The organism is Massilia sp. CCM 8734, from assembly GCF_011682155.1.
GTDB classification, from domain to species: Bacteria; Pseudomonadota; Gammaproteobacteria; order Burkholderiales; family Burkholderiaceae_D; genus Telluria_A; species Telluria_A rubra.
The window spans coordinates 225291-244864 of sequence record NZ_WHJI01000004.1; the positions used below are offsets into that span (position 1 = coordinate 225291).

A 19574-nucleotide genomic window follows, 5' to 3' on the forward strand; every position below is an offset into this window, starting at 1 on the left:
TCGGTGAGCAGCTTGACCGTGGTCGCGCCATAGTCGGGCAGCCATTGGCTGGTGTCGATCACGAGGACATCGCGTCCGATTTTCTTCATGTTATCCATCGTCCAAAAATTCGACTTTGTTGAGGCGCCTGCGGAAGGACGCAGCCCTTTCTGGTGAGCTATGCTGGAGCATGTTTTCCACAGCGCCGGCCGCATCGCTATCGCCTGTTGCCGCTCTCCGAGTCGCTCTGCGAAAGACGGTAATGATTCCGTAGAATTTCCAGGCGCGTCTCGGCGAAACCGGGCGCCGTCGCCGCGAGCAGGTCTTCGATTTCCTTGAACCGCGCCGCGCGCAGGCTGCGGTCCTGGTTGCGGATCCTGGAAAGCAGCGTGACCGCCTGATAGCCCGCCTCGTCATGCGGTCCGGCGGCCACGCGCAAGAGCGTCGTCACCACCTCCGGCGTCATCGGCGCCAGCCGGCCGATGCGATACACGGCCAGCCCGCCCTTGGTCACGGGATGGTTCCCGATCATGATACCGGGGCCGTTGCGGATGACCAGGCGGTAGCGGGAGACTGGCTCGGGCACCGGCTGATCGGCATCGCTTCCGAACGGCAGCGTCAGCAAGGTCGGCAAGACGCGCTCGCGGTGCCTGTGCAGCGCCTCCTTCGCGGCGGGCGCAAACAGCAAGGTTTCGACCGCGGCCAGCCTTGCATCGTACAGGCCGTCGATCTCCCCCTCGATCCGCGCCACCAGCAACTCGACCTTGCGCGCCAAGACCTGGCTCAGCAAGTAGGTGTGCTCCGCATTGCCACTGTCTAAAAAGCGCTCGTAAAGAAAGTCGAGCGCAGGACGGCTGTGGAAGTCCGCGATCATGCCCGCCACAATGGCCAGGCAGTCAGTGGCCCCGGCACGGGACGCATCGCCATAGGCGAGCTTTAACGTCGGCAAGTCGGAAGGCGGCAATGGCCCAACGCTCGCCAGCATGCTCGCCGACCTGCATGCCGCTTCAAAACACCCGGCCGTCGTACAGCCGGGGGCGGGCCTGGCGCCATCGAGGAGCGCGCCACGCGCGAGGTCGGAGAGCGCGCCGGTCCTGGCAATCGCCTTTGACAGCGCATCGCGATGCACGCCGTGCGCGCGATCGCCCGCCGCCATGGCGAGCAATCGCCGATGCGCCTTCGGGACGGCTTGGTTGAGTGCGATAAAGACGTCGGCAGCGGCAACGGCGGTCGAGGGATGGTCCAAGCGCTCGACAAAATAGTCGATGGTACGCGGTGACGCAATACCTCGTTGAATCAGGTTCAATGCCGCCGGCAACAATGCCGGAACGGTCACCGTGTTGAAAATCTGCCGATCAAGTTCCTCCGGAGACGCACGCTTTTTCAAAGCAAGGTAGATCGCCGTGTGCATGGCGGCGTCGCTGCTGGCCGCATACACCGTCAACAGATGGGCAATTCCGACGTCGTTGCCTTGTACCGCGAGAAACGGGTCGACCAGCTCGGCGCCAAGCTGCGGCATCCGCAAAGCCGCCCGCAACTGCGCCAGCGCGGGGCCGCCCCGTCTGCCCATGGCGGCCAGGAACGGCGCCAGGACCGCGACCGTGTGCCGGCTCAGGTTCTCCTCGGCCAGCATGACGTGGAGCGCATCGACCCGTTCGCGCTCATATCCTTGCGTGAATTTCCAGAACAGGTCGAAACCTTTGGGGCTGACCGCACCGCGGCTGCGCGGATCGGGATAATTTGTCAACAGGTAGCGCGCCCCCGAGGCCGCCGGGGCGCCTTGATCGGCCATGTGGCACCCCATGCGGGCTAAAAAGACGTCCGCGTCCGGTTCATCGGCATTCCCACGGCCGGGCGCCTTTTCCCGCCGTGCGATCGCCGTCCTGGCCAGGCAACGTGAAAAGGAACGTTCGTCATGCAAAAGACGCGTCAGCAAGGGGACAGCTTCCTCGCCCCATTCCACCAGCTTGTCTTCGTAACAATGCGAAGGACCGGTCGACGGCTGACCAAGAAGCTGCTCCAGACGCGCCGGCGTGAGGTCGGCAAACGCGCTCCCGCACCCCTCTTGCGCAGCCGATGGCGCCCCATAGGCAGCGAGAGGAAGCAACGCAAGCATGGCGATGCCCGCCCAACGTCCTATCGTTTGGGCGAATGTCATTGTGTCGCTTCCTGTTGTAAATATGAGGACTGGCCGCACCGGGTCGACTTGCCGGTGGAATTTCCCGTCAGCATTGATTATATCCGGCCAACTCAATAAACGGGCTTGCTGGCGGCACATTGGCTCCTCGGTGGTGAACGACAGGCGGGCATCGCGCACCCGCCATGGCGTCCCGCACATTGACTTAAGTAAGTGCGCACAAATTATTGTGATTTCTGCACACTTACTTAGTTTTCTTCGCTCACCATCGGCGGCGCCATCTCGTTCATGCGCCGTTCGTATCCGTCCCAGTCGAACAGGCTGCGCAGTTGTTCCAGGCGCTTACGCGTCAGGCCCGGTGGCGTGTTCGCCAGCAGCGCATCGACTTGCCGCACACGCATGGGGCGCTTTCCGTACTCCTTGTTTCGCAACGCGTCAAGCGCTTCCCTCGCCCTGATATGGGCATGCACGCACGGCCCCGCATAAACCCGCATCAGCCAGGTCGTGACCTCGGGCGTGGTCAGCCCGAGCGTATCAACGCGCTTGACTACCTGCGCAAGCCGGGCGCAGGCGGGCGTGTCGCTCGCCACTTGCGTCTCGTCCAGGCCGGCCCTGTCCTGGTCGACCGACTCCGTCCATGGCAAGGTCAGCAAGCCGGGCACCACCCGCGCGCGGTATTGCGCCAGGAACTCGCTCGCTTGCGGCCCGCGCAGGAGCGCTTCGACCACATCGCGCCGTTCACCGCGCAAGCCATCGATCTCGCGCCCTATCCTTGGCAAGAGCAGTCCCACATTCTTCGCCAGCGGTCGCATCAGCATGCGACGCTCCTCCTCGGACCTCTTGGAAAATAGTTGCTCGTAGAGGAACCCGACAGCGGCACGGCTCCCGCTGTTGGCGATAATGTCCTCCACCGCGCGAACGCAATCGGGAGCGTAGGTACCGGCCGTGTCGGCATAGGCGCGCTTGAGCATGGGCAGATACGCTGGCGGCAACGGCGCCGACTGCGCCAGGACCGCCCCCGGCAAGCATGTGCCGCGCCCGCCGCTGCCAGGCTTCGTGCGGCGGTTGAGCGCAAGATCGTGTTGCAGTCCGGCCAGCAGAAACTGTTGGGGAATGGTCGCTTGCCCGTCTGTCGCACTGAGCGCTTCGAGCAGTAAATCGCGCCGCGCCAGACCATCCTTGCCGCTTGCCAGCAGTAGAGCCACCAGGCGCGGGTGGGCTTGCGGCGCGGGTTGCCGCAGGCTGATGAAGATGCGCAAGCTGCCGTCGACCTCGGACGGGATGTCCAGGCGGGTGGCCAGATAATCCATGGTGCGCCGGGAATGGATGTCTGTTTTCATCATCAACTCGACGACGGTCGGCAGCAATGCCGGCTTGTGCGCAGCCGCGCTCAGTTGCCAGTCCATCTCGGGCAGCGCTTCGCGCTCCCGCAACTGCGACTCGATTTCGCGGCGCATGGCCGATCCTTCGGCCGCGTCCGCATACAACTGCAACACGTGGGGGATGCCGGCCACCGCGCCTTGCACGACCAGATACGGTCGGACCATCTCATGACCGCGCGGCATCAGCAAGCTTGCCCGTAGCTGCGGCAGGACGACCGTGGTGTCGATCCTGGCGAAAAACAAGAAAGAGGCAACATGGGATCGCATGTCTGCGAACGTCGTCTCGTCGGCCAGCAATACCGGCGTCATGCGCAGGCGAATGCGCTCGGGCGTATCCCAGCCCCACACATGCGTAGCACTGGCGCGGCGCACGTCGAGGGTGCTGTCCGGGTCGAAAAACACGCTTTCCAGGTACGGCGCCACGGACGCGTCGACGGTTTGCAAACCGCCGATTGCGTGGCTCAGGTGCTGCATCAGCAAGCGGGTTTCTTGATTGACGCCGTCGCCGCCATGTGCAGCTTCTTGCCGGGCCAGTTCGGCAATGAGGCGTCGGTGGTGCGCGATCAAGGTGGGCAAGGCGGGAGCGGCGGCCTCGCCCAGCCCGGCAATGCCATAGGCGGCGCCGATCCGGACCTGATGCCGCCCATGCTGCAGCAGGCGCAGCAGCATGGGAACCGCCTGCGCTTCGTGTTTCTTGAGCGCCTCCGGATAACAGTATGGCCGGGCGTCCGGGTCCTCGCTCATGAGCTTCTCCAACTGCGCCAGGCTCGCATTCACGACAGCGGCGGGACAAGGAGGGATCACAACGACGGGGCTGATCGAGATGGCCGCGGCGGGAAGATGGGCCAGCAGGGCGATGAGCATGGCGGTGCGAAGGAACGTGACGGTCATGCCCGATACTCGTTAAATTTCTAATGGGCATTGATTGTAACGCCTCGCGAACGGCTGCACCCGACATTCGCATTGCCTCATCGCCATGGTGTATAAGAGCGGCTCAAGGTCTGTCTTGAGCTGCCCAGGGCTTGATCGTCCTGCCGCATGCGGCGTTCCAGGGATCGTAGTCGGCGCCGCTGCGGCGCGCCCAGACGGTGGCGTCGGCGTCGTACGCGGTGCGGTAGTTCAGCGCCACCATTTCCTCGCTGCTCGATCCGTTGGCGCCGACATCGATCGCGTGCAGCGCGAACGGCAGCGAACGATAGCGCGCACAGTCGCTGTTTCCGGCCATCAGCAAGCGCGCTTTGTCCAGCAATGTGGCTTGCTGCGCCAGCACGGCCGTCAACTCCGTGTCGGGCATGCGCTGCAACAACTCCACCGGCTTGGCCGGGATCGCGCAGCCGCTGGCGCGGTCGAGCCAGACGAACTGGCGAATACGATCGCCGGCGCTCCACTGGCCGCTGGCGGCGGCGTAAGCGAATTCGATGCGCTGCATGCGGCACAGCAGCTTGAGTCCGCGCTGCGGCGCCATGTTGACCGTTGCCATGACCTCCCACCGTGCGCCGGTGTCCGGGCGCGTGACGGCAAACGCCGGCTGCGCACTGTGATTATCGGGAAAGCGCTTCTGGTAATACGCATGGAAGGTTTTCACCTCGGCCTCGGACGGCGAGCGCGTCTGGAGGGGAATGATGGTTTCGGCGGCGGCCGGCGCGCCCGCCGCCAGCATCGACAGCATTGCCAGCGCGCGCCTCATGCGCGCGCCAGCATGCGCCGCTCGACCGATGCGCCGGCGCGCATGCCGAACGTGAAGCGGGTGGCGCCATCGTCGGAAACCACGTCCAGCGTAGCGCCGTGCGAACGGGCGATTTCGGACGCGATGAACAGGCCCAAGCCCAGGCCCTCGCTGGCGACCTGGCTGGAGGCCCGCCAGAACGGCTTGAACAGCTGCCCGATCTTGGCCGGCGCGATGGCCGGCCCGCCATTGGTGACGCTGATCTCGAACTGGCCGTCGCACGCGCGGGCGCTGACTTGCACCGGCTCGCTGCGCGCGCCGTGCACCAGCGCGTTCTTGAGCAGGTTCGACAGCAACTGCTGGATGCGCGCCGGGTCGCAGTACACGGTCTCGGGCAGGTCGATCGCAAGCCCGATGCGCTGTTCCGGATAGGCGCCCTGCAGCTCGGCCACCACCTGTTCGAGCGACTGCTCCAAGCCGCTCTCGTTGCGCAAGTCGAGGGCGATGCCGCCGCCCATGCGCCCGCGCGTAAAATCCATGACATCGTTGACCAGCGCCGAAATGCGCAGCGCACTGCGCCGCATGCGCTCGAGCACGCCCTCGGCCTGCGCGCTCAGGTGCTCGCGCCGCAGCAGCTCGGTGCCGAGCATGATCGACGACAGCGGCGTGCGCAGATCGTGCCCGAGCACGGCGATGAACTGCTCGCGCAACTCCGCCGTATCGCGCTCGCCCAGCAGGGCCGACTGCGATTCAGTCAGTTTCAGTTCGGTTTCGAGGTGCTTGGAGATGAGCTGGGCGAACAGCGTCATGCTCGAGACGGTGGCCGTGTTCGACAACTGCGCCGGCAAGGGATCGAGCCCGCACAGGGTGCCGAAATAGGAGCCGTCCGGACGGTGGATCGGCAGCGAAATATAACTCTGGAAGCCGTAGATGCGCGGGGTGTGGTGGTGGCAGTAGCGCGTATCTTCGCTCACGTTGTCGATGATGACGGGCCGGTTGGTGTCGCGCACTTCCTCGCACAAGGTGGTGGCCACATCGAGGCCGTCGCCGACCTTCAGGCCGAATCCGAGTTCGTCGCGCACGGCGCAGGTGGTCCATGAATCCTGCGTCACGCGCGCGATGCAGACGAAGCGCAGCCCCGTGATCGCGGCCACCGCTTCGAGGATGGTTGGCACTGATGAAATCGCCTCGATGGCGGCGATATCGGCAGCTATATCTGTTTGCATCAATCTCTCTTGCGCGAAAACCCGGTTGGACGAAGCACAATCGTATCATGCGGCCGGGTATCGGAGATGTTTGCGCGCGCCGCTAGGCCGCCTGGCGCCCGTGCATCTGGCGATGCAGGCGGAAGCCCTCTCGGATATTCTCGCGCAGGACAGCGCCCTTCCACGGCTTGGTGTAAAAGCGGTCGATCGCCCCGTGGTTAATCGCCGCCATGATGGGCGTGAGGTCCGAATACGCCGACAGCATGATGCGGAAGGTATCCGGGCACAGGTTCTTGACCCGCTCCATGAATTCGGTCCCGCTCATGAGCGGCATGCACTGGTCGCACAGGATCACCTGCACCTTGTGGCGCGCCAGGATATCGAAGCCTTCGGCCGCCGTCTGGGCGGTCAGGATGCGGTAGCCGTCCTGCGCCAGGAAGTCCGACAGCACGTCGAGCATGAAAGCGTCGTCGTCGACGATGAGCAGGGTTTGCTGGTTCAGCAGCGACTCGTCGAGCGGCGGCATCAGGTACTTGCCTTCGCCGAGCATCTGTTCGAATTCTTCTTCCGGCAGCGGGCGGCTGAAGTAGTAGCCCTGCATCTCGTCGCAGCCGTGGCGGCGCAGGTAGGCCAGTTGCGCATCCTTTTCCACGCCTTCGGCGATCACCTGCAGCTTCAGGCTGTGCGCCATGTTGATGATGGCCAGCACGATGGCCGCGTCGTCCGGGTTGCTGGTCACTTCGCGCACGAACGCGATGTCGATCTTCAGCTTGTCGATCGGGAAGCGCTTCAGGTACGCCAGGCTCGAATAGCCGGTGCCGAAATCGTCGATCGAAATCTGGATGCCGAGCGCCTTCAGGTTGCGCAGCACGGTAATCGTGTCTTCCGCGTTCGACATGAGCGAACTTTCGGTCAGTTCGAGCTCCAGCAGTTCGGGCGCGATGTCGTGCACCTTGATCGCGTTGAGCACTTCCTGTTCCAGGCCGCCGACGAAAAACTGGATGCCCGAAACGTTCACCGACAGGTGCACCGGCCCGATCTTGCTCTTGCCCCAGTCGCTGATCTTGCGGCACGCTTCATTGAGCACCCAGGTGCCGACCCGCACGATCAGGCCCGTCTCTTCCAGGATCGGGATGAACAGGCCCGGGGACACCATGCCATGACCCGGCCGCTTCCAGCGGATCAGCGCTTCGGCGCCGCTGATGCGGCCCGACCCGATATGCACCTTGGGCTGGTAGTACAGCACGAATTCGCCATGGTCGATGGCACGCCGCAGCGCGTTTTCCAGGTCCAGCCGGGCCAGCGACTGCGCGTTCATCTCGGCCGTGAAAAAGCGGAACGCATCGCGCCCGGCTTCCTTGGCGCGGTACATGGCCGTGTCGGCGTACTTGATCAGGGTGTCGGCGTCGAGCCCATCGTCCGGGTAGACGGTGATGCCGATGCTGGCCGTGACGGTCACTTCGTGCCCTTCCAGGTCGAACGGGCGGCGCAAGGTTTCGCGGATCTTGTCGACCACGGCGATCGCCGTCTGCGGCCCTTCCGGCAGCATCAGGATGGCGGCGAATTCGTCGCCGCCGAAGCGGCCGATGGTGTCGCGCACGCGCAGGCAGTCGACCAGGCGGCCGGCGAACTGGCGCAGCAACTCGTCGCCGATCGGATGGCCGAGCGTGTCGTTGACGGTCTTGAAGCGGTCCACGTCGAGAAACAGCACGCCCACCGCCCAGCGGTGTTCACCGGCCTGTTCCAGCGCGCGCGTGAGCGACGAATAGAACTGGCTGCGATTGGGCAGCCCGGTCAGGGTGTCGAAGTGGGCCAGTTTGAGCAGGCGCAGTTCGGATTCCTTGCGCTCGGTGATATCGCGCGCCACCGCCACCAGGATCCAGCTCGAACCGGAGCGCAAGGTGCGGCGCTGCACTTCGACCGACAGCGGCGAGCCATCCTTGCGCTGCAGGAGCAGTTCGGCCATGGCGCCCGACTGGTCGCCCGAGAGCAGCTTGTCGTACAGCTCTTTCAGGCGCAGCTTGTCGTTCTCGTCCTCGCCCGGCCGGGCCGGCGCCGACAGCGCCAGGAAGTCGTCGCGAAAAAAACCGAGCATGCGGCAGGCGGTGGCGTTGACGTCGACAAACGCCATGCCCGAGCGGTCGATCAGGAAAATCGCGTCGGCGGTGGCGTCCATCGCCGTGCGAAAGCGCCGCAAGTCTTCGTCGAGGCGAATCCGCGCCGTCATGTCGGCCGTCAGCTGCGAGTGATGGCGCTTGATCTCTTCGTACAGCAGCAGGTTTTCGTAGGCCACCGCGATCTGCGCGCTGACCGTCACCGCAACGCGTTCGTCGACTTCCGAAAAGCCGTCGGCGCCGAGTTTGTCGACCAGGTACAGCCAGCCGTGCACGCGCTCGCGCGAGGCGATCGGCACGCCGAGGAAGGAATGCACGGCCGGGTGGCCCTGCGGCAGGCCGACCGAGCGCGGGTCGCCGTCGATGCCGTCCATGCGCACCGGGATTTTGTCGTCGAGCAGTTTGGCCAGCACCCCGGCGCGCGGGGTGGCCGCCACCACGCGCGCCTGGCGGTTTTCGCCGCACGAGGAAAAGTAGCTCAGTTCATCGGCGCCTTCATCGAGCACGCCGATGCAGGCGTATTTGGAGACGCAGATGTTCTGCGCCACGCGGCAGCCGATGGCCAGCAGCGCGGTCGGATCGCGCTCGGCCCCGAGTTCGATCCCGAGTTCGATCAGGGCCGTCAGGCGCAGGCTCACCGCCTGCAGGCTCGATAAGGAACTCGAGAGCCGGTCGGTCATCTGCGACAGGTCGTACGAGGGCTCGGGCAGGCCGTGGCTGGCGATGCGAGAGAGTACCTGGCTGCTGCTCGACTCGACTTCGACCAGGTATTCGGCCACCGTGTTATCGATCGAGAACATACGGCTCGGCTCGGCCGGCGGCGCCGTGAACGACGGCAGCATGACCGGGTCGGTGATCCCGAGCGCCTCGTGCACGGTGCGCAGGATCACATCCGGGTCGGACGGTTTCGGCAGCACCCATTGCACCCCGCAGGCCTGCGCCATCTTGTTCGCTTCGCGTTCGCGGTAGGTGGCGGTGTAGAAGATCACCGGCAGGTCGGCCGTGGCCGGATCGCTGTGCAGGCGCGTGACGAATTCGTAGCCATCCATGTTCGGCATGAGGATGTCCGAGATGACCAGGTCGGGCCGCTCGGCGTGCACCATCTTCAGGCCTTCGACGCCGTTGGCCGCTTCCACCAGGCGGTGGCCGCCGTAGCCGAGCAGGGTCATCAAGAATTCGCGGTTCAGTACATGGTCGTCGACGATCAGGATGGTGGCCTGCTTGTCGGCGCGGCCCTCCCCCGCCGGCGCGGCGGTCGGCACGGCCACGCTTTCCTCGACACTGTTGACCAGCGCGGACGGCGCCTGCAACGGCAAGAAGCTCTCCAGCTGGGCCACGAAGGTATCGGGCTCGATCGGTTTGCCGATGTAGCCGTCGAAGCCGGCGTCGAGCAGGCGTTCGCGGTCGCCCACCATGGCCAGCGCGGTCACCGCCAGCACCGGGATCACGGCCAGCGCGGCATCGCCCTTGAGCGCCGCCACCACGCCATAGCCGTCCAGCTTGGGCAGGTGCACATCGCAGATGATCAGGTCGGGCAGCGTCTCCCGGGCGGTGTCGACGCCGCTCACGCCGTCGTACGCCGTCAATGGGGTATAGCCGAATGCCTTCAGCAGGTACACCATCAACTCCATGTTGGTGGCGTTGTCTTCGATTATGAGGATGCGTGCGGACACTGTTGCGCTCCTGGGTTATGCCTGTACTCGTGCAACTGGTGGAATCGCATTCTGAACTCGTCCGTTGCATCCTGACACATCCATGCGCAGAAACGCAATTGCGCACGACGCAATCAACGGGACAGGGACCAAAGCAGTCGCTATTCGGCGACAAAACCCGCTTCGGCCATGCTGACCAGACAATAATCTCACCAATAATCACAAGAAGAAATCGGATTGTCCATGACAATCAATTTCCCAATGAATGTATCACGGGTCCAGCAGGTGTTGCTAAAGATTATCCTGGTGTGTGGACAGCTTGGCAATTTCCTGCATCAGGCGCGCCAGCACGCGCCGGTTGCGGCCCAGCGCCACGTGGCCGACGCCGCCGAATGCGATATTGTGGGCGCCTTCGAGCACGCTCGACGTTTGCGGCGCGACGATGTTGTCGTGATGGGTGAAGATCGAAGTGATCAGGGCGCGCGTGTGCGCGCTTTCGCTGGCGGCCAGTTGGCGCAGCCAGGCGCCGGCGGGGGCGTCGCCGCCCTCGTCATACTGCATCTGGACCGCGTTCAGGCCGGGGCCCTTGCTGGCCAGGCTGGTGCCGTGGTGCGGCGTACCGATGGTAAATACATGCGCCACATGGGCGCTGCCATGGGCGCGCAGATACGCGCGCGCCACCAGCCCGCCCATGCTGTGGCCGACGATGACGACGCACGGCGCGCCGCTGGCGGCGCACAGGGCCTCGACGGCGCGCCGCACCGCCGGCACGAAGTCGTCGATCCCGGCCAGCATCGGTTCCAGGTCGAGCGTGGCGTGGCTGATGCGCGCCGCATCCAGCTCGCGCACCAGGTGGGCCCAGTAGCCGCTGTTGCAGCCGTACCCGTGCAGCAGCAGCAGCGGCGGCGCCGTGCTGCCCGCGTGGATGCGCTGGTGCGCCAGCGCGTGCGCCATGAACCACGAGGAATGCGTCAGGGTCGCGATGAATTCTTCGGCAAACAGGCGCAGCATGGCCCCCGCGCCGATCCTGAACGGCGCCGGGGTCGCGCTGGAAAAGCGCGCCGTGGCCCTGAAGTTATTCGCCGTGAGCAGCATCCGGGCCAGCAGCACGCAGGCCAGGCCGCAGGCCAGGGCCAGCCAGGTTGAAGCCAGCGCGCCGTAGCGCAGCGCGCCATACGCGATGGCGCCGGCCAGCGCCAATTGCGCCAGCAGCACCCAGCGCAGCATGGCGCGCGCGCTCATGCCGCCGGCGCCAGGGGCGCGGTCGCTCGCCCGGTCAGCGCCTGCGCCAGCTCGCTCGCCAGGCGCGCCGTGATGCCGTACACCGACAGTTGCGGATTGGCGCCGATGGCGGTCGGGAACAGCGAACCGTCATGCACCGACAGGTTACTCACCCCGTGGTAGCGGCCATTGGCCCCGACCACGCCGCGCCGCTCATCGTCGCTCATGGTGCAGCCGCCCATCACGTGGGCCGACACCACGCGCGTGATGTGCTCCTTGAGCGGCAGCGCGCCGATGCCTTTTTTGGCGGCCTCCCAGCTGGTGTAGCGCGCGGCCAGTTCATGCACCGGCTGCACGCTGGCGGCGCCGGCGGCGAACTGGATTTCGGCCATCGACAAAAAGGCGCGCCGCACGCCGTCCCACAAAAAGTCGCCGAGCGGGTAGTCGAGCAGCGCGGCGCCCTCTCGGGTGAGGCCCACGCTGCCGCCGGGCGACTCGTCATGGAAGCCGTCGCGCAGCAGCGCCAGCAAGCCATGCACGTGCGGGAACTGGCGCATGGTGTCGGCGTGCGCCTGGCCGTAGCCGGCCATGGTGGTCGAGAGCAGCAAGGGATGCAGGGGCGGCGCTTCGAGCTTGTAGCCGATCGGGCCGTCGATCGGGCCATTCTGCAAAAAATGGTCGGAATAGATGGTCTGCGGCGCGCCGGCGAAGCCGTCCACGCGCTGCGCGAAAATCGCCGCCGAGATCACGGTCGGGTGCAGAAAGGTGCGCCGCCCCAGCAGGCCATGCGGATCGGGGGCGCGTGAACGCAGCAGCAGCGCCGGCGAGTTGATCGCCCCGCCGGCCACGATGAAGTGCCTGGCGCGCAAGGTGAGTGTGCGCCCGCTGGCGGCCATACCGTCCGCGCCCAGGGCCTCGCACAGCAGGTGCTCGACCGCGTCGCCTTTGAAGACCAGCCGCTGGGCGCGCGCATGCGTGACCAGGGTGGCGCCGTGGCTGAGCGCCGACGGAATTGTCGTCACCAGCATCGACTGCTTGGCGTTGGTGGGGCAGCCCATGCCGCAGTAGCCGAGGTTCCAGCAGCCTTTGACGTTGCGCTTGATCGCGCCCGAGGAAATGCCGAGCCGTTCGGCGCCGCGCCGCAGCAAGTCGTTGTTTTCGTTGGGCGGAGTTGGCCAGGCGCCGATCGACAGGCGCGCTTCCATCATCGCGAACCACGGGGCCAGCGCCGCGCCGGTGTAGGTCGACAGGCCGAAGTTTTTCTGCCAGTAGGCCAGGGTCGCATCCGGCGTGCGAAAGCTCGACGTCCAGTTGACGGTGGTCGAGCCGCCCACGGTGCGGCCCTGCAGGATGTTGATCGCCTTGTCGCGCGTCTTGCGCGCGGCCGACTCCTGGTACAGGGCCGGATAGGCGTGCGCTTCGCGCATCTTGAAGTCGCTCGAGGACTTGAGCGCGCCCTCTTCCACGATGATCACCTTCAGGCCGGCCAGCGTCAGGATTTCGGCGGAAACGCCGCCGCCGGCGCCGCTGCCGATAATGACGACATCGGCCTCGATGACACGGTCCGCTTGCAGGGCGGCGCCGTCGATCACCTTCCAGCCGGCGGCAATGCCGGCCTGGACCGGGTCAGGAATCACGGGAGATGCGGCGCTCATGCCAGCTCCTTCATCGGTCCGGGATAGCCAATCGCGGCCCAGCTCGACGGATCGGCATACCAGGAGCCGATAATCAGGTCGTGCAGCGCGTGGTAGGCGCTTTGCAGCATGCCGAGGCGGTGAAAGCGCCAGTCGTGCAGGAACACGGCGACCTGCTCGACGCTGGCCCCGGCCCAGCCGCCCGAGACGCCCGCCAGCAGGCGCCGCGCGGGCGCCAGCGACAGCAAGCCGAACAAGTCCTGGACTTCCTTTTGCGCCGCCAGCGGCAAGCCAAGAATGGCCTGGTGTACGCGCGCGGTGGTGGCCGCCACGGCCGCGCCGCGCGCGCCCGGATCGGCCGGCAAGGCCCCGGCCAGCATGGCCGGCACGATGGCGTCGATGACCGCCTTCGCTTCGCCGTCGAGCGCGAAGCGCCCCAGCGGCGAAGGGTGGGTGTAACGGTAAATCCCGCCGCCCGCCGCCAGGGCCAGCGCCGAAAGGGCGCCGACCTTGAGGAAGGTTCTGCGTTTTGTCTCCATGTCGTTGTTTTCCATACTATTTTTTGGGCTAGTGTACGCCAAAGCGGGGTGCGCGAAATCGCACAAACTAGAGTCATCCATCTAGTAGTTTCTGGTACAAGGATGCGCCCGGGTTAACTTTAAACGTATAGTTATTACTATGTTTTATTACTTTGAGGAACCGTAATTTCGTGTAATAATAGAATGTATTACTATAGAGAATCTGTTTTTTCGCCGGATTCATCAGGACAGGCGCTGCGGTCGAACCCGGGCGCCATCGATCCGCGCCTGCGCGCGCGTTCCTCTTTTCACCCACTTTACCCGCTACTTTTCTTGCCCGACGATGACGATATACGATCTCAAGCCACGCTTCCAGGCTCTCCTGCGCCCGTTCACCACCTGGCTGTTCCGCCGCGCCGTCACGGCCAATATGGTCACTGTGGCGGCCATGCTGGCCTCGGTGGCGTACGGCGCGTGGATGTTGTTGGCCGCCTCGACCCTGCCCTATCTGCTGCTGCCGCTGTTCATGTTCGCGCGCATGGCCCTGAACGCGGTCGACGGCATGCTGGCGCGCGAGCACGGGCAACAGAGCAAACTGGGCGCCGTGCTCAATGAAGTGGGCGACCTGATCGCCGACGCCGCCCTGCTGGTGCCGTTCGCCACGCTGGCCGGGGTCAGCCCGCAACTGGTGTACGCGGTCGTGTACCTGTCGGCCCTGACCGAATTTGTCGGCGTCATGGGACAAGTGACCGGCGCCGGACGGCGTTACGACGGCCCGTCCGGCAAAAGCGACCGCGCCTTCCTCTTCGGCCTGCTGGGCCTGTTGATCGGCTTCGGCGTGCCGGTCTTGCCTTACCTCAATCCGGTGCTGATCCTCCTGTTGGTCTTGCTGGCGCTCACTTGCTGGAACCGCGCGCGGCGCGCCGCCGCCGGCGCGGCCTGACCGACCTCCTCCACTACACGCTCCCTCACCCTCAGGATCTTGACCGATGACCACTGACAACAACACGCAACGCACATGCCAGGAATGCGGCTTCGACAGCTTCGATGGTACGCGCCTGTTTTACCGCTACTGGCCCGGCGCGGCAACGAGCGGCCAGCGCGCCGTCGTGCTGTTTCACCGGGGGCATGAACACGGGGGCCGCGTGGCGCACCTGGTCGACGAGCTGAAACTGCCCGACTTTGCCTTCTTCGCCTGGGATGCGCGCGGCCTGGGCCGATCAAGCGGCGAACGCGGCTACGCCGAGAGCATGGCCACCCTGGTCAAGGACATGGACGCCTTCATCGCCCACATCGGCGCCACCTACGCCATCGCCCCGGCCGAGCTGGCGGTGATTGCGCAAAGCGTGGGCGCGGTGGTGGCGTCGGCCTGGGTGCACGACTACGCGCCGGCGATCCGCGCCCTGGTGCTCGCTTCGCCCGCCTTCAAGGTCAAGCTGTACGTGCCGCTGGCGCGCCCCGGCTTAAAACTCATGCAAGCCTTGCGCGGCAAGTTCTTTGTCAATTCCTACGTCAAGGCCAAGTTCCTGACCCACGATCCGGCCCGCATCGCCTCCTACAACGCCGACCCGCTGATCACCCGCCCGATCGCCGTCAACATCCTGCTCGGCCTGTACGACACGGGCGAGCGCGTGGTGGCCGACGCCGGCGCCATCACGGTGCCGACCCAGTTGCTGATCTCCGGCGCCGACTGGGTGGTGCATCACGGTCCGCAGCACGCCTTTTTCGATCGCCTGGGCAGCCCGGTCAAGGAAAAGCACGTGCTCGACGGCTTTTATCACGACACCTTGGGCGAACTCGACCGGGCCAAGGCGGTCGACCTGGCGCGCGCCTTCATCGTGCGCCAGTTCGCCGCGCCGGCCTCCGTGCCGAGCCTGCTGGACGCCGACAAGCACGGCTTGACCAAGGCCGAATTCGACCGCATCAGCCTGCCGCCGTCCTCGGCCGCCGCCAGCGCCTACTGGGCCATGTCGCGCTTCTGGATCGGGGTTGGCGCCAAGCTCTCGCAAGGCTTGCGCATCGGCGCCGACACCGGCTTCGACTCCGGCACCACGCTCGACTATGTATACCGCAACAAGGCCACCGGCGTGCCCCTGCTGGGCACCCTGGTCGACCGGATTTACCTCGACAGCGTCGGCTGGCGCGGCATCCGCGTGCGCAAGACCCACCTGGAACGCCTGATCGCCAGCGCCATCACGCGCCTGGAAGCGGCGGCTACGCCGGTGCGCATCGTCGACATCGCCGCCGGCCACGGCCGCTACATCCTGGAAGCGCTGGCGCCGCAACAGCAACGGGTCGAGCAGATCCTGCTGCGCGACTACAGCCAGCTCAATGTCGATGGCGGTTCGCGCCTGATCGAATCGATGGGCCTGGCCGGGCGCGCGCGCTTCGTGCTCGGCGACGCTTTTGACCGCGCCTCGCTGGCCACGCTCACCCCGCGCCCGACCCTGGCGGTGGTGTCGGGCCTGTACGAACTGTTCCCCGACAACGCCCTGATCCGCGCTTCGCTGGCGGGCCTGGCCGAAGCGGTCGAGCAAGGCGGCTACCTGGTCTACACCGGCCAGCCGTGGCATCCGCAGCTCGAACTGATCGCGCGCTCGCTGACCAGCCACCGCCAGGGCCAGGCCTGGGTCATGCGCCGCCGCACCCAGGGCGAGATGGACCAGCTGGTGGCCGACGCCGGCTTCGAGAAAATCGACCAGTTCACCGACGAATGGGGCATTTTCACCGTTTCGCTGGCACGCCGCACCGGCGCGGCCGTGCGTTAAATGGAGGCGCTCGCGACGCCGCTGGACGCACCAAAGGCAGCCGGGCGGCCATGGCGCCGCGCCTGCGCCTGGCTGGCCTTCCTCGGCCCCTTCTTCTTCCTCACCTACGGGCTGGCCAACTGGTGGAGCGCCAGCCTGCCGCACGTAGGCAGCCTGGCCTTCGAATGGGAACGGCATATCCCGTTCTGGGACTGGACCATCCTGCCGTACATGTCGATCGACGCCTTTTATGCCGTCTCGCTGTTCATGTGCGTCACCAAGACCGAGCTCGACACCCACGCCAAGCGCCTCTTGATGGCCACCTGCGTCTCGGTACTCTTCTTTTTCCTGTTCCCGCTGCGCTTTTCCTTCGACCGGCCCGAGACCGCCGGCTTTAACGGCGCGCTGTTTACCGCGCTGGCCGGCTTCGACAAGCCGTTCAACCAGGCGCCCTCGCTGCATATCAGCCTGCTGGTCGTGCTGTGGCTGGTGTACGCGCGCCACTTGCGCGCTCTGGCGCGGTGGCTGCTGCACATCTGGTTCTTCCTGATCGGCGTTTCGGTCCTGACCACCTTCCAGCACCACGCGATCGACATCGTCGGCGGCCTGCTGGTGGCGGTGGCCTGCGTCTACGTGTTTCCCGACGCGCCGCACGGCTGGCGGCGCGCCGAAGTCCCGAGCGCACGCGGCAAGCCGCTGGCGCTGTTCTACGGCCTTGGCGGCGCGCTCCTGTGGGCGGCGGCGGCGCTGCTGGGCGGCTGGGCCTGGCTGCTGACATGGCCCGGCACCGCCTTGCTGCTGGTGGCGCTGGCCTACAGCCACTTCGGCGTCAGTGTGTTCCAGAAACACGGCGGGCGCACCAGCTGGGCCGCGCGCACCCTGCTGCTGCCCTACCAGATGGGTGCCTGGACCTCGTCGCGCTGGTTCACGCGCGCGATTGCCGCGCGCGCCGAAGTGGCGCCGGGCGTCTGGATCGGGCGCGTGCCCGGGCGCGAGGCGCTGGCCGGCATGGCGGTGCTCGACCTGACCGCCGAATTCCACGCCGCGCCGCACAAGCGCGCGCATTACGAGAGCGTGCCGATGCTCGACCTGCGCGCGCCCTCGCGGGCCCAGCTCGACGCCGCCATCGACGCCCTCGAGCGCCTGCGCGCGCACGGACCGGTGCTGGTGCACTGCGCCCTCGGTTACTCGCGCAGCGCGCTGGTGATCGCCGGCTGGCTGCTGCGCCGCGGCCTGGCGGCCGACGCCGCGCAGGCGCTGGCCATGCTGCGCCAGGCGCGCCCCCAGGTGGTGCTGAACCAGGCCCAACTGACGCTGCTGGAAACGCGCGCCCATGGCTGAGCCAATCCTGCGCGAGCAAGCCACGGCCGCCGGCGTGATGGCGTCCTTCCTGCGCGTGGGCGCGCCGATCGACCACGCCTCGTCCCTGCTGCTGGCGCTGGGCGTGGTGTGCGCGCTGCTCGGTTCCTCAAGTCCGGTGGCGCCGGCGCTGGCTTTATTGCTCGGCCTGGCCGAGAAATACTTCGCCTGGCGCGCCGCGCTCGACGCCGACCTGTTCGCCGTGCTGGCGCGCGACCCCGGGCACGAGGCCGCCTTCGACGCCGCCCTGGGCGCCTGCATGGGCCGCAGCACGCCATTGCCGCAGCGCACCCTGGCGCAGCGCTGGCAAGGCGCGCTCCGCTTCCTGCTGTGGCAAATCGGACTGGTGTTGGCGCAGGCCCTGCTGCTGGCCGCCGTGCTGTTTTTGGGGTAGTGTACGGACTTCCCCTGCCTGTTTCCGGTGCAAGAAACATGAACAAAGACACGCTGGTCATCGAACTGGAACGCCATCTGCGCGCGCTTGCCGCCGAGCGCGAGGCGGCGCGCCGCGATCCGGCGCTGCAGGCGGCGCGCACGGCCGTCAAGCGCTACCAGGCGGCGCGCCTGGCGGCCACCCACCCGGACCTGCTGGCCGCGCCCGACACGCGCGAGGCGGCCGCGTTCTTTCTTAACGATATCTACGGCGCCCACGACCTGGGCCAGCGCGAAGCCGACCTCGAACGCATCGTGCCCAGCCTGCAACGACTGCTGCCGCTCGAATCGCTGCACACCATCACCGGCGCCATCGCGCTCGATGCGCTGACCGAAAAGCTCGATACCGGCATGGCGCGCGTGCTCGGCGCCGAGGTCGATGAAGCGGCCTACCTGATGGCCTACCGCAGCGCCAGCGCGCCGGAAGATCGCGCGCGCCAGCTCGACCTGGTGCAGCAACTGGGCGACTCCCTGTGCTCGCTGGTGCGCATTCCGCTCTTGTCGCTGACCCTGTCAGTGATGCGCGGGCCGGCCAAACTGGCCGGCGTGAGCGAGCTGCACCAGTTCCTCGATCGTGGCTTCTCCAGCTTCAAGAAGATGAAAAAACCGGCCCACTTTGTGGACACCATCGTCGGGCGCGAACGGCGCGCCATGGGCCACATCTACGCCGGGCGCAGAGAACCGTTCGACGTGTTTTAGTATCGCCGACAGGAAGAAGATGAAAATTTACCATTGGACGAGTTACTCCATAACTATCCCCGGCGGCAATCGTGCCGCCGGGGTGAATGGAGAAATTCATGAAAGATCTGTCACGCGCGCTGCGGCCTCATCATGCCGCTCGCCTCAAGTTGGCACGCCGTTTTTATACAGGCATCGATAACCGTGCCGATCCGCGCCGCCTCGGGATACTGCTGCATACCGCCACCCTCTGCAGCTGCTGGATGTGCGGAAATGCGAGGCCCTACCTTGGTCCGACAATCGCCGAGCGGCTGCATGCGGTGAAACTGGCGGAGGAAAGCTGAACTCCAAGGGGAAACGGGCGCGCCGGCCGATCGAGTCGGCACCGTCATGACCCAATACCCATCTGCGGGCGAACTCAACGTCCTCGAAGTATACGTAAGTGCGCATAAATTCTTGTCATTTCCAGCTTCCATAAGCGGCGCCTTGCTGCGTTGCCCACCGCTAGCACTGCGTCGCGGCGGATGCCTTGCAAGGCATCCGCTTCTGTTCGCTATAAATCACAATAATTTCTGCACACTTACTTAGCCGCTCCGGACGACATTCAAGTTGAAAAAGATCCTGCCACCTACGGAGGCGGGTTGAAGTGTGCGGCGGAAATATCAGCCAGGCATGTGCGCCTCGCAGCGCCGTCCCGGCAGATTTTGCTGACCATGCGCTGTCAATTCACACTGAAACTTGACGGCAAGCTGCGCGGCTATTCTGATCTGCGCGTAGGCGAACGCTTGCGGCACGCCTGCGTCGCTGGACAGTTCAGTAAGGTACTCGTTCGATATCAAGGCATGTCCGA

The 19574-nt window shown here is 65.8% G+C and carries 14 protein-coding genes; 6 read left to right on the forward strand and 8 right to left on the reverse strand.

The window, feature by feature from the left end:
* Positions 1 to 196 precede the first annotated feature (196 nt).
* The 8 genes from F2P46_RS06165 to F2P46_RS06200 form a co-directional block, all read right to left on the reverse strand.
* Complete coding sequence (locus F2P46_RS06165; protein ID WP_166886229.1) at positions 197 to 2137, reverse strand: hypothetical protein; 1941 nt, start codon at positions 2135 to 2137, stop codon at positions 197 to 199.
* 227 nt (positions 2138 to 2364) lie between these two features.
* The gene (locus tag F2P46_RS06170) at positions 2365 to 4389 is read right to left on the reverse strand and encodes a hypothetical protein (protein ID WP_166886231.1); all 2025 of its coding nucleotides are present in this window, start codon (positions 4387 to 4389) and stop codon (positions 2365 to 2367) included.
* Between the two features lie 103 nt (positions 4390 to 4492).
* On the reverse strand, positions 4493 to 5185 hold the full coding sequence (locus tag F2P46_RS06175; protein ID WP_166886235.1) for a hypothetical protein: 693 nt from the start codon (positions 5183 to 5185) through the stop codon (positions 4493 to 4495).
* Positions 5182 to 6390: a GAF domain-containing sensor histidine kinase gene (locus F2P46_RS06180; RefSeq protein WP_166886238.1), complete on the reverse strand. Its 1209-nt coding sequence runs from the start codon at positions 6388 to 6390 to the stop codon at positions 5182 to 5184. Before F2P46_RS06180 ends, F2P46_RS06175 begins: the two co-directional genes overlap by 4 nt.
* Before the next feature lie 82 nt (positions 6391 to 6472).
* Positions 6473 to 10156: an EAL domain-containing protein gene (locus F2P46_RS06185; RefSeq protein ID WP_166886241.1), complete on the reverse strand. Its 3684-nt coding sequence runs from the start codon at positions 10154 to 10156 to the stop codon at positions 6473 to 6475.
* A 270-nt stretch (positions 10157 to 10426) separates the two neighbouring features.
* Positions 10427 to 11377 carry a triacylglycerol lipase gene (locus F2P46_RS06190; protein ID WP_166886244.1) on the reverse strand — a complete coding sequence of 317 codons (951 nt, stop codon included), beginning with the start codon at positions 11375 to 11377 and terminating at the stop codon, positions 10427 to 10429.
* On the reverse strand, positions 11374 to 13011 hold the full coding sequence (locus F2P46_RS06195) for a GMC family oxidoreductase (RefSeq protein ID WP_166886246.1): 1638 nt from the start codon (positions 13009 to 13011) through the stop codon (positions 11374 to 11376). The genes F2P46_RS06190 and F2P46_RS06195 overlap by 4 nt, the downstream gene beginning before the upstream one ends.
* The gene (locus F2P46_RS06200; protein ID WP_166886249.1) at positions 13008 to 13529 is read right to left on the reverse strand and encodes a hypothetical protein; all 522 of its coding nucleotides are present in this window, start codon (positions 13527 to 13529) and stop codon (positions 13008 to 13010) included. Before F2P46_RS06200 ends, F2P46_RS06195 begins: the two co-directional genes overlap by 4 nt.
* A 322-nt stretch (positions 13530 to 13851) precedes the next feature.
* Between F2P46_RS06200 and F2P46_RS06205 the strand changes: the two genes are divergently transcribed.
* The 6 genes from F2P46_RS06205 to F2P46_RS06230 all read left to right on the forward strand — a co-directional run bounded on the left by F2P46_RS06205 (position 13852) and on the right by F2P46_RS06230 (position 19068).
* The gene (locus F2P46_RS06205; RefSeq protein ID WP_166886252.1) at positions 13852 to 14451 is read left to right on the forward strand and encodes a CDP-alcohol phosphatidyltransferase family protein; all 600 of its coding nucleotides are present in this window, start codon (positions 13852 to 13854) and stop codon (positions 14449 to 14451) included.
* 46 nt (positions 14452 to 14497) lie between these two features.
* On the forward strand, positions 14498 to 16276 hold the full coding sequence (locus F2P46_RS06210) for a bifunctional alpha/beta hydrolase/class I SAM-dependent methyltransferase (RefSeq protein ID WP_166886255.1): 1779 nt from the start codon (positions 14498 to 14500) through the stop codon (positions 16274 to 16276).
* The gene (locus tag F2P46_RS06215; protein ID WP_166886258.1) at positions 16277 to 17596 is read left to right on the forward strand and encodes a phosphatase PAP2/dual specificity phosphatase family protein; all 1320 of its coding nucleotides are present in this window, start codon (positions 16277 to 16279) and stop codon (positions 17594 to 17596) included.
* Positions 17589 to 18008, forward strand: coding sequence for a hypothetical protein (locus tag F2P46_RS06220; RefSeq protein ID WP_166886261.1), 420 nt, complete (start codon positions 17589 to 17591; stop codon positions 18006 to 18008). Before F2P46_RS06215 ends, F2P46_RS06220 begins: the two co-directional genes overlap by 8 nt.
* Positions 18009 to 18046: 38 nt before the next feature.
* The gene (locus F2P46_RS06225) at positions 18047 to 18745 is read left to right on the forward strand and encodes a hypothetical protein (RefSeq protein ID WP_166886265.1); all 699 of its coding nucleotides are present in this window, start codon (positions 18047 to 18049) and stop codon (positions 18743 to 18745) included.
* A gap of 98 nt (positions 18746 to 18843) precedes the next feature.
* Positions 18844 to 19068 carry a hypothetical protein gene (locus tag F2P46_RS06230; protein ID WP_166886268.1) on the forward strand — a complete coding sequence of 75 codons (225 nt, stop codon included), beginning with the start codon at positions 18844 to 18846 and terminating at the stop codon, positions 19066 to 19068.
* The last annotated feature ends 506 nt before the right edge of the window (positions 19069 to 19574 follow it).

What these genes read in the sequence shown, in the direction of transcription:
- F2P46_RS06210 (WP_166886255.1), top strand. Translation starts at nt 14,498, where the DNA reads ATGACCACTGACAACAACACGCAACGCACATGCCAGGAATGCGGCTTC.
- F2P46_RS06220 (WP_166886261.1), top strand. Translation starts at nt 17,589, where the DNA reads ATGGCTGAGCCAATCCTGCGCGAGCAAGCCACGGCCGCCGGCGTGATG.
- F2P46_RS06190 (WP_166886244.1), bottom strand. Translation starts at nt 11,377, where the DNA reads ATGAGCGCGCGCGCCATGCTGCGCTGGGTGCTGCTGGCGCAATTGGCG.
- F2P46_RS06200 (WP_166886249.1), bottom strand. Translation starts at nt 13,529, where the DNA reads ATGGAGACAAAACGCAGAACCTTCCTCAAGGTCGGCGCCCTTTCGGCG.
- F2P46_RS06175 (WP_166886235.1), bottom strand. Translation starts at nt 5,185, where the DNA reads ATGAGGCGCGCGCTGGCAATGCTGTCGATGCTGGCGGCGGGCGCGCCG.
- F2P46_RS06215 (WP_166886258.1), top strand. Translation starts at nt 16,277, where the DNA reads ATGGAGGCGCTCGCGACGCCGCTGGACGCACCAAAGGCAGCCGGGCGG.
- F2P46_RS06205 (WP_166886252.1), top strand. Translation starts at nt 13,852, where the DNA reads ATGACGATATACGATCTCAAGCCACGCTTCCAGGCTCTCCTGCGCCCG.
- F2P46_RS06225 (WP_166886265.1), top strand. Translation starts at nt 18,047, where the DNA reads ATGAACAAAGACACGCTGGTCATCGAACTGGAACGCCATCTGCGCGCG.
- F2P46_RS06195 (WP_166886246.1), bottom strand. Translation starts at nt 13,011, where the DNA reads ATGAGCGCCGCATCTCCCGTGATTCCTGACCCGGTCCAGGCCGGCATT.
- F2P46_RS06180 (WP_166886238.1), bottom strand. Translation starts at nt 6,390, where the DNA reads ATGCAAACAGATATAGCTGCCGATATCGCCGCCATCGAGGCGATTTCA.
- F2P46_RS06170 (WP_166886231.1), bottom strand. Translation starts at nt 4,389, where the DNA reads ATGACCGTCACGTTCCTTCGCACCGCCATGCTCATCGCCCTGCTGGCC.
- F2P46_RS06165 (WP_166886229.1), bottom strand. Translation starts at nt 2,137, where the DNA reads ATGACATTCGCCCAAACGATAGGACGTTGGGCGGGCATCGCCATGCTT.
- F2P46_RS06230 (WP_166886268.1), top strand. Translation starts at nt 18,844, where the DNA reads ATGAAAGATCTGTCACGCGCGCTGCGGCCTCATCATGCCGCTCGCCTC.